Genomic DNA, 8,265 nt, shown 5'->3' on the forward strand with positions numbered 1-8,265 from the left:
CGCTTCACGAACGGCTTCACGTAGGCTGGCGGGATGAGCCGCGTTTCGTGGCCTGCCAAAGCTATCTCACGGGCCCAGTAATGAGCGCTGGCGCATGCTTCCATAGCAACCACGCAACGCGGAAGTGTCGAGAAGAACGTCAGCACCTGATCACGCCGCAGCTTCTTGCGGAAAACGACGACACCGCTCGTATCCGCGCCGTGAACCTGGAAAACTGATTTCGCCAGATCGATCCCGACTGTGCTAACCTCACCCATGGACGCCTCCTGCAGTGGTGTTGCAACACCTCCACTCTGGCACATCGATGCCGTCAGGGGGCGTCCACCCCTACGGTTTTGCGAGTGACAGTTATCGGTTGAGGCGAAATCTGGCCGAAAGCCGCCGGTCCGCTTCCGGGAAGGAACGCCAGAAAAGGCGGACGGCCTTCTATCTACCCCGATCAGACACAACAGTTTACCATCCGGTGAGCCGAGAGCGGGCAACCTCTCACCGCTTCGCTCTGGTGCCGTCGTGCACGTCTCCGCAGGGCATCAGCGTGGACGTGGCCGCCCCCGTTCCACCTACCTGTTCTGCAAGTCGGATGGATCGCGGGTGGATGACCTGAAGAAGGCGTTCGGAGGAGCCTGCTGCCGGGTGGGATCGAGTACTTCCGCTTCCATGACCTGCGGCACAGCTTCGCCAGTTGGTTCGTGCAGGACGGTGGGGATCTCTACGGCCTCAGCCGGATCCTAGGCCATGCCAAGCATCAGATGACGGCGCGATGTGGTCATCTGTGGACCGAGGATTTGCACGAGGAGCTTGAGCGTGTGGCCGAACGGCTGTCACGCAAAGGGTAACAGGAACTCCGAACGGAAGCTGACGGATCGTCGGTGATAGTAGTGTAAGACTATCCGGGATGATGGGCCAAGCCGTTGATCTACAAAGGTCTAAAATAATCCGAGATAATCGGTAGGAATGGCGCGCCATTCCTCGTCACTCCGAGCTGTTCCGGACGAACAGATCCTTCTCCTTGGGTCCGTACGGTCGCCGCGCTTAACCGCTCGGGTCAACATCGGTTCCGTTCTATCTGCGCCGGCGTAACGGCCGAGGGCTCCGTCATCAGCGGGGCGCACCAGTCGTTCACCCTCCGGCTGTCAGCCCATTCCGAACTCGCGCTCAGGGCAGCGCGATCGAGGGCGCTCTGCACATATGCCGGCGATGCACCGAGCAGGATGAGACGGCATCGGCCGGGCGCAGATCGTCGGCAGAAACCTCGAAATTTGATCTGATGCGCGGTTCTATGGCGGAAAGCAGCAGTTCGGAACTGGTTGATCGAGCCATTGTTCTGTTAGGTGTCAATGAATGTGGGTTCGGGCCGGTGTGGCGCCTCGCCTGCACGCCCGCGAGGTTCGTCATGCCGGGATCGAGATTGAGGGTGGTCGTGCTCGGCGTCGCATCCTTCTGGTGCGCCACGGGCGTCCTGGCACAAGGTGCCCCCGTCCCGAACGTCAACGACTGTACCTTCATCCGCGACCCGACGGCGCTCCGCGATTGCATCGAGCTCTACGAAGGCCAGCGCCTCGCGCCCGGCCCGCGGCCGGCGGCCTTCCAGCAGTCGCCCGTGATCGACCAATCCCTGCTCGACGCGGCGGGCCCGATCCCGGCGACCGGCGTGTCCCGGCGCGGGAAGCGGCGCAAGCTTCGGCAGAGTCGCCGGCCGGCCACACCGGCCCAGGCCGTCCAGGTCGAGCAGCTGGCGCCGCCTCAGTAGACCGCCTGGACCAGACAGGTGCGTCCCTGCCCGTTCAGGACCGCACAGAGGGCCTGCTCGGATCGCGGTTGCTGCGACTGAGCCGACAGGCGCCTAGCCCCCCGCTTGGCTGACCGGTCGCTCGCAGCCGCCATGCTGCGCGTGACCGGTCGCGCCTCGAACACGGGCGAAGGGCGCGCCGTGGGATCGGCGGCCCAGCCCGCGACCGGGCCGAAACCGCGAGGGTTCGAGAAGAGCGACGGGGCGCTCAGGAAGGACCGGCCGCTCTCCGCCGCCCATTCCTCGACGGTGCGGCCGGTGATCCGGACCACGTAGTCGCGCGTCTCGGTGGGCATGCCCGAGCGACCCTCGAGCCAACTGCGCACCCGCTGCGGCCCGGCATTGTAGGCCGCCGCGGCCAATCCGAGATTGCCGAAGCGCACCCTGTGTTCCCGCAGCAGCTCGGCTGATTTCGGGATTGCCTCCAGCGGATCGAACGGGTTGCGCAGGCCGCGCTCCGCGGCGGTTCCCGGCATGAACTGGGCGATGCCGAGCGCCCCCACTGGGCTCACGGCGTTGGGATTGAGGCCGCTCTCCTGGCGCAGCAGGCGCAGGAAGAAGTCGCCGGGCAGGCCGTTGGCGGCGGCCGCGGCGATGATCAGGGCGTGCATCCCGTCCCCGGCCTGCGGGAACAGCAGGGCGGTCGCCTCGATCGGCCGGAACGCGCCGCGGCCCAGAATCATCAGGTCGGCGTTCACCGGCGCGATGATCGGTGACGCCGGTCCGTCCGCGTGCCCGTCCGGCAGTCCGAGCGGCGGCGGCGCCGCGATCGGCGCGAAGGGCGTGAGGGCGGCGACCTCCGGGACCGCCGGGCTCCGGGCCGTGCTGGAGGCTCGCGAGGCGATCACCGGCGTCAGGGCGCCGGACACGACGAGGCAGAGGGCCAGCGTGCCTCGCACGCCCCTCCGGCGGCGGCCGAACATGTGCGTCGGTGCGACGGGCAGGCTCATGGCCGATCAGGACTTCACCACCAGCGGGCCCGCCGCCACCGTCGGTCCCGGAACCTCAAGGGGCGTCGGCCGATCGCGAGCGAGATACTCGCCGACGAGACGGGTGCCGAGCACCGGGTCGCGGAAGCGCCACAGCTTCTTGCGGCTGCCCTCAATGATCGTCGCGTAGACGGCGAGGTCGATCGCCTCGCGCACTGCCATCTGGGTCGGCTCGTTCCGGGTCACGCCCGCCTCGACCTGGAGCAGCTTGGCCACCGCGACGTAGCGGTAGGCGTTGGCGTTGAGGGCGACCGAGTAGATCGTCTTCGTCACCGTGACGCTGTTGAGCACCTCGCCGCTCTGCACGGAGACGATGCGCATCGCCACCGTCACCTCGTCGCGCCGGTACTTGGTGTCGCCGCCGATACCCAGGAGGTTGGCGCCGGCGCCGCCCGTGACCGTGTTGGCGTCGTAGCCGATGATGCCGCCCTCGACGATCAGGCCCGCGAAGCGGATCGGCGGCAGCGGCTTCGCGTCCGTGCCCTCGAATTCCTGGCGGGTCGCCCGGATCAGCTGCCGCTCCTGCAGCAGGTTGGCGAGGCCGGTGCGCTCGACCACCGAGAACCATTGGCCCCGCCCGGCGCGCCGCAGCGCGTCGACCACGAAGGCGCCGCCGCCCTGGGTGACGGCGCGGGAATACTCGGCGATGTTGTCGTTCGGCTTATTCTGGCCGGTCAGGTCCGGGAAATTGTAGATCGCGATGTCGATCTTGCGGGTCGGCGGCGGCAGCGTCTCGAGATTGAGATCGGTGGGGGAAGGCGGCGTGACCACGGGCGCCTGCGCGAGCAGCTCGCGCTCCCACGGGGCGCAGGCGGCCAAGCCCGCGCAGAGCAGCGCGGCGGCGGCCAAGCTCTTCAGAATGCTACGCACGGGCCACCCCGTCTCCGTTCCGCTTCGGCGCTCCGGCCTCCCGCGCGCCCGCCGGGGCGGGCGACGAGAGGCCGGAGCCGGCTCCGCCTTCGATGCTCGACAATCATCGCTGCGCGCCGCGCTCAGGGCGCGCCCAAGAGCGGTGTCGCGCCACTCGAGCCGCCCACGGCCGCGGTCGCAGGGACGACGATGGTGGTGGTCGACTGGCCGTCGAAGATCTGGAGCTGGATATTGCCGCCCAGGCGCTGGAAGGTCACCTGCGATCCGCCGAAGCTGTAGCTACCGCTCTGCTGGGCGTTCTCGCCGAAGAGCGCCTGGGTGATCTGGTTGGCCAGCGAGCTGTAGATCTGCGTCTGCAATTGCTGGGCGAAGATCTGGCCCGGAGTCTTGGTGTTGGCGGCGCTCTGATTGGCCGAGAACAGCTGCTGGTCGCGCTGGGCCGACCGCTGCGCGTCGTTCTGGGCCGCAGCCTGGGCCTGCAGCCAGGAGCCGTTCAGCGGACTTCCTCCGAAGGACGGGTTGACCGGCTGGTAGACAAGGCTGCCCGCCTGGGCGCCCACGACGGCGAGGAGAGCGCAGCCGCAGACGAGCGGCCCGAGGAGACCGGACTGGCGCATGGGACTACCTCTGGGTGACCGAGACGCTGGGGCCGTTGCCGACCCGCGTGATGCTGATCGGCGTGGGGTTGGTCCCCTGCTGCTGCGCCGAGATGGCGTTGTTGTCGCCGCGGACCGTGATGGTCGCCGCCGCGCCGCTGCCGTCTTGCTGGGTCCCGATCGTGTTGGACTGGCCGAAGACCGATACGGCCGACTGGTTGTAGGATCCGGCCTGCTGCTGTGTCACCGTGTTGCGCGAGCCGATCACGTTCTGGACCGCCACGTTCGCGTAGCCCGACATGTCGATCGTGCCCGTATTGCCCGAACCGATCTGCAGGGCGCGGGCCTGGTTGGCCTGCGCCGACTGGGGCGGGCCGCTCGGGTTAAGCAGCAGGATGCCAGACTGATTGCCGAGGATGTAGTCGCTCTCCTGGATCGCCCGCCCGGGAGGGCCAGCGGGGCGCTGAGCGGCCGCCTGGATCTGCTCGATCGCGACGCGCTCCTGCGCCGCAGCTGAGCCGGCCGCACTCGCGACGGCGAGCGGGACGGCAACGAACAACGCTCGACCTGCAGCGCGGCTGCGACGCGTACGGCGCATTATCTGCCTCCCTAGCCCCTTTTGGGCGACCTTAAATCAATGTCCCGCACAGATGTACAGTAACAAGGCTTATCCACACGTGACTACTACTGATATGTGGTGAATTAGACACACCGCTCGAGGATGGAGACTCCATGCGGCTGTCTTCCGTATGAGGCGATGTCAATGGAGCCGCGGTCGCTCGTCCCATCAGGAAGTGACGTAGCCCGACCGACCGCTCTTCAGGGCTCGAACGGCGTGTTACAGATCCTGCGTGCTGTCGTAGGCGCAATCGATTCTGCGGCCGTCCACGTGTACGGAGGCCTCGACACTCAACTGGCCGTCCGGCCGGACGCTGATGGTCAGCTTTCCGACCTCGCGGGTGTCGCCATCGGCGAGGTCAAAGCCGCCGCCCTGCTGCATGGTGGCGGTGCCGGCTGGGTCGATCTTGCGCACGATTAGGTTGTATCGACCTGCGGTCCGGCGCGGCGTTTCGATGCGGAGGCCCAGGCGAGCCACGTCGGCGGAGCGATTCTCGACAACGCGGCAGATAACGGGGGGATCGACGGTGAAGCTGGGCATGATCGGCATCACAGCCGCGGCTGGATTTGTGTCGGTATCGAGCAGGGGGAGGGGCGCTCCTGGTAAGAGCGCCCCTCCCATGGCTCTCAGGCCGAGAGCAGGTTTGAGACCTGAGTCTTACCGTTGCGTAATGCGCGCCGTGTTGCCGTTGCCGATCTGAGCAAAGCCAGCGTTGGAATAATAGCTGCCGTACTGGGTGATTGCGCCAGTGTTGCCGTTGCCGTTCTGGTAGCCAAACGCGCCCACACCGGCCGTTCCGGCCTGGCCGATAGTCGCGTAGTTGCCGTTGCCCACCTGAAGAAGGGCAGCATAATTCGTCTGTCCGTACTGATCGATATAGCCTTCGTTACCGCTGCCGACCTGGCGAACGACCGCGTAGGCATCCTTGCTTCCATCGTGCTGATAGATGCCCGCCTTGTTGTCATTTCCGTCCTGGAAAATGCCGGCGTACGTATTCTGGACGTTGCTGTCCACGGTGATGGTGGCTTGGTTTCTATTGCCCCGCTGCTGGAACTGTGCCTGGCCATTCGTGCCGTTCTGGGTCACCGACGCGGAATTTCCATCTCCGGCGCTGAACGAGCCATTGTTCGGATTGAATGAGAAATCGTACCGATCGAGGTTGCCATTCGTGGTTACGACTTGGTTGTTCGTTCCGGCCTGTGTGATGGTAAGGCCGTTGCCGGATCCGTTCTGGAGAACAGTGCTGGCATATTGAAATTGATAATTTGCGTCGCCTTCAGTAATTTTGGAGGCCGTCAAATCGACCTGATTTGTGAGAGATCCGGCCTTAACATTCGTGCCCGTCTGGTTAACGGTCGCATTGTTGTTGTTGCCCCGCTGGAGCACGAAAGACTCGTTCGCCGTCGTGCCGTTGCCGAGAATCGGCGAGGTGCTCGACTGCGCCGAGGCACCGGTCGCGAAGGCGGTCAGGCTGGCGACAGCCACGGAAGCCAGAACAACTGATTTCAACATAGATACACTCCCTCTTGTATTTTATGTGCTCTTCTGAACACAATCTATGCCATCGCAGTCGCTCTGTCGTCGCGGCGCTTTAACGGCTTGTTAAGCGTATCCATAAGCCGAAGACGAGTGTCAAGCGCCGGCTGAGACAAAAAATACAATTGTCGGAATTTCTCATCAGATCTCGGACGACAAAGTCGCGATGTCGTCTGTTAAACGACGCGGAGAAAACTGAAATCTCTCAATGATTTAAGACGGCGCGTTAACGATCTCAGGAGTCGGTGTCCAGAACCGGATTAGGCAGTTTTCGCCGCCGAAGGACCGGGCCGCTATATGCGTGTTAAATTGGACACATCAGTCATCGCCAAAAGTGGTATTCTATTGAACAAGCAAGACCGTTCTGAATGGTCGTATGCGGCGCGATTCCTCGGGGGTGAGCCCTGCCGCTACCGAACGGCCGTCGCCCTTGCGTGAGCCGGAGGGTTCACCTGGTCGACGGAGCGGTCGATGTCCTCGCGAGGCGGAAACCGTCCGCGCCGTGTGTTGATTGGGAGGCTATGATGAGGCAGCGCGGCCCATCGCGCGTGCAGATCCTGCTCGCCGCCGCGACCGTATGGTCGGCCGGGATCCTGTCGGCGGGCGCACAATCCGCGGCGCCACCCGGGCCGCCGCAACCGGCGCCCGCACAGCCCGCACCGATGCAGGCCAACACTGCCAATCCCGGGACGGGGCAGCCCGCCCCCGCCGCTCCGGGCTGCGACGCCACCTGCGTGCGCGCCAACAACGAGCTCGCCTCGCAGATCTGCGCGCCGCGGATCGAGGCGCAGGCGCCGACGGATTTCGAGTGGGTCTCCCGGCCCTTCGCCAAGATCTTCCAGCAGGCTGAGGCGCCCGAGGGCGGCGCCACCGTGGTCCGCTACCGCGGCGACTCGATCCGCTTCCTCAGTCCCGCCAAGGAGTGGGTGCGGGTGACCTACGAGTGCGGGTTCGACGCGGCCAAGCGGTCGGTCGAGTACGTGCGGGTGCGGCTCGGCCGGCTCGACAAGGCGGACGCGCCCGCGCAGCCGGCGCAGCAGGGCCGGGCCAGCGCGCTGGCGCCGCAGCCGGTGTCGCCCCAGGCGCAGCAGCAGGCCGCCCGCACCGGGACAGCCGCCCCGCGCAAGCTGCTGCCGTCGGAGCCAAGCGAGATCGAGGTCCGACAGGTCAATCCGCGGATCCGGCAGGCGCAGCCATGAGCCCCGGGCCGCTAACGCGGGGACGCGCGGTGCGAACCGCCTTCGGCGCGCTCGCGCTCCTCGCGGCGGGCGCGACGGCGGCCCCCGCCCAGCCAAGCCCGCTCTCGGTGAACGACTGCACGCTGTTACCCGATCCCGGCGCCCTGCGGCGCTGCCTCGATCAGGCGGAGGGGCGCGTCGTCACGCCGCTGCAGCCGGTCGCGAACCCGGCCTTGATCGACCGCCCCGAACAGCCGGCGCAGTCCGTGCGCGGCGCGCCCGCCGCGAAGCCCGCGACCGCGCCGCCGGGCGATTTCCTCAGCAACCGCGGGCCATCCCTGCGCAGTGCCCAGCCGTCCTCCCGGAACGTCATCGAGCTCGAGTGAGGCGCGCTGGAGCGGTTGAGCCACATCGTCTTGCGAGCTGTTCCGGGACGACCTCGCCCGTGCCGTGCCGCGCTCGGACGAGTCGAAGGGCGGTCGCCCACCGTTCGACCTCGTGTTCATGTTCAAGGTGCTGGTCTTTCAGGCCAGCCACTCGCTGTCGGACGAGCGTGACCCAAGATCCTGATCAAGGGTCGGTTCTCGTTCATGTGAATCGCCCCGGGTTTTCCGGAGGCCGTTTGGTTTGGCTCAGGCGGCCAAGGCTTGGACCTCGGCCTGGGCATAATAGCGTGCCTCCGCCTCGG

The 8,265-nt window shown here is 66.2% G+C and carries 10 protein-coding genes and 2 pseudogenes; 5 read left to right on the forward strand and 7 right to left on the reverse strand.

Going from position 1 to position 8,265, the window contains the following annotated elements:
• A pseudogene (locus tag H288_RS34620) lies at positions 1-257 on the reverse strand (IS110 family transposase); the annotation flags it as partial.
• Positions 258-689: 432 nt separating this feature from the next.
• Between H288_RS34620 and H288_RS36195 the strand changes: the two are divergent.
• Positions 690-836 (forward strand): hypothetical protein, encoded by a 147-nt coding sequence (locus H288_RS36195; RefSeq protein ID WP_234080782.1) that lies wholly within the window; start codon positions 690-692, stop codon positions 834-836.
• Between the two features lie 557 nt (positions 837-1,393).
• Complete coding sequence (locus H288_RS0131280) at positions 1,394-1,750, forward strand: hypothetical protein (protein ID WP_043713697.1); 357 nt, start codon at positions 1,394-1,396, stop codon at positions 1,748-1,750.
• Here the strand turns inward: H288_RS0131280 and H288_RS33670 are convergent.
• The 6 genes from H288_RS33670 to H288_RS34630 all read right to left on the reverse strand — a co-directional run bounded on the left by H288_RS33670 (position 1,744) and on the right by H288_RS34630 (position 6,375).
• On the reverse strand, positions 1,744-2,739 hold the full coding sequence (locus H288_RS33670) for a lytic transglycosylase domain-containing protein (protein ID WP_020096494.1): 996 nt from the start codon (positions 2,737-2,739) through the stop codon (positions 1,744-1,746). The genes H288_RS0131280 and H288_RS33670 overlap by 7 nt on opposite strands.
• Before the next feature lie 6 nt (positions 2,740-2,745).
• On the reverse strand, positions 2,746-3,648 hold the full coding sequence (locus H288_RS0131290) for a CsgG/HfaB family protein (RefSeq protein ID WP_026605477.1): 903 nt from the start codon (positions 3,646-3,648) through the stop codon (positions 2,746-2,748).
• Between the two features lie 122 nt (positions 3,649-3,770).
• Positions 3,771-4,265 carry a curli assembly protein CsgF gene (locus tag H288_RS0131295; protein WP_020096496.1) on the reverse strand — a complete coding sequence of 165 codons (495 nt, stop codon included), beginning with the start codon at positions 4,263-4,265 and terminating at the stop codon, positions 3,771-3,773.
• A 4-nt stretch (positions 4,266-4,269) separates the two neighbouring features.
• Positions 4,270-4,842: a hypothetical protein gene (locus H288_RS0131300; protein ID WP_051123813.1), complete on the reverse strand. Its 573-nt coding sequence runs from the start codon at positions 4,840-4,842 to the stop codon at positions 4,270-4,272.
• A gap of 240 nt (positions 4,843-5,082) precedes the next feature.
• Positions 5,083-5,403 carry a curli-like amyloid fiber formation chaperone CsgH gene (csgH, locus tag H288_RS0131305; RefSeq protein WP_139257071.1) on the reverse strand — a complete coding sequence of 107 codons (321 nt, stop codon included), beginning with the start codon at positions 5,401-5,403 and terminating at the stop codon, positions 5,083-5,085.
• Positions 5,404-5,520: 117 nt separating this feature from the next.
• On the reverse strand, positions 5,521-6,375 hold the full coding sequence (locus H288_RS34630; RefSeq protein ID WP_081636610.1) for a hypothetical protein: 855 nt from the start codon (positions 6,373-6,375) through the stop codon (positions 5,521-5,523).
• Positions 6,376-7,061: 686 nt separating this feature from the next.
• Between H288_RS34630 and H288_RS0131315 the strand changes: the two genes are divergently transcribed.
• From H288_RS0131315 to H288_RS34635, 3 genes and pseudogenes are all read left to right on the forward strand, one after another.
• Positions 7,062-7,598, forward strand: a complete 537-nt coding sequence (locus tag H288_RS0131315) for a hypothetical protein (protein ID WP_234080783.1) — start codon at positions 7,062-7,064, stop codon at positions 7,596-7,598.
• A 29-nt stretch (positions 7,599-7,627) separates the two neighbouring features.
• Complete coding sequence (locus H288_RS33335) at positions 7,628-7,963, forward strand: hypothetical protein (protein ID WP_020096501.1); 336 nt, start codon at positions 7,628-7,630, stop codon at positions 7,961-7,963.
• A gap of 3 nt (positions 7,964-7,966) precedes the next feature.
• Positions 7,967-8,170, forward strand: a pseudogene (locus H288_RS34635) (IS5/IS1182 family transposase); the annotation flags it as partial.
• Positions 8,171-8,265 lie beyond the last annotated feature (95 nt).

Origin of the sequence: Methylobacterium sp. 285MFTsu5.1, assembly GCF_000383455.1 — a bacterium.
In the GTDB taxonomy this organism is placed as follows: Bacteria; Pseudomonadota; Alphaproteobacteria; order Rhizobiales; family Beijerinckiaceae; genus Methylobacterium.

What these genes read in the sequence shown, in the direction of transcription:
- H288_RS0131315 (WP_234080783.1), top strand. Translation starts at nt 7,062, where the DNA reads ATGCAGGCCAACACTGCCAATCCCGGGACGGGGCAGCCCGCCCCCGCC.
- H288_RS0131280 (WP_043713697.1), top strand. Translation starts at nt 1,394, where the DNA reads ATGCCGGGATCGAGATTGAGGGTGGTCGTGCTCGGCGTCGCATCCTTC.
- H288_RS0131300 (WP_051123813.1), bottom strand. Translation starts at nt 4,842, where the DNA reads ATGCGCCGTACGCGTCGCAGCCGCGCTGCAGGTCGAGCGTTGTTCGTT.
- H288_RS0131295 (WP_020096496.1), bottom strand. Translation starts at nt 4,265, where the DNA reads ATGCGCCAGTCCGGTCTCCTCGGGCCGCTCGTCTGCGGCTGCGCTCTC.
- csgH (WP_139257071.1), bottom strand. Translation starts at nt 5,403, where the DNA reads ATGCCCAGCTTCACCGTCGATCCCCCCGTTATCTGCCGCGTTGTCGAG.
- H288_RS33670 (WP_020096494.1), bottom strand. Translation starts at nt 2,739, where the DNA reads ATGAGCCTGCCCGTCGCACCGACGCACATGTTCGGCCGCCGCCGGAGG.
- H288_RS34630 (WP_081636610.1), bottom strand. Translation starts at nt 6,375, where the DNA reads ATGTTGAAATCAGTTGTTCTGGCTTCCGTGGCTGTCGCCAGCCTGACC.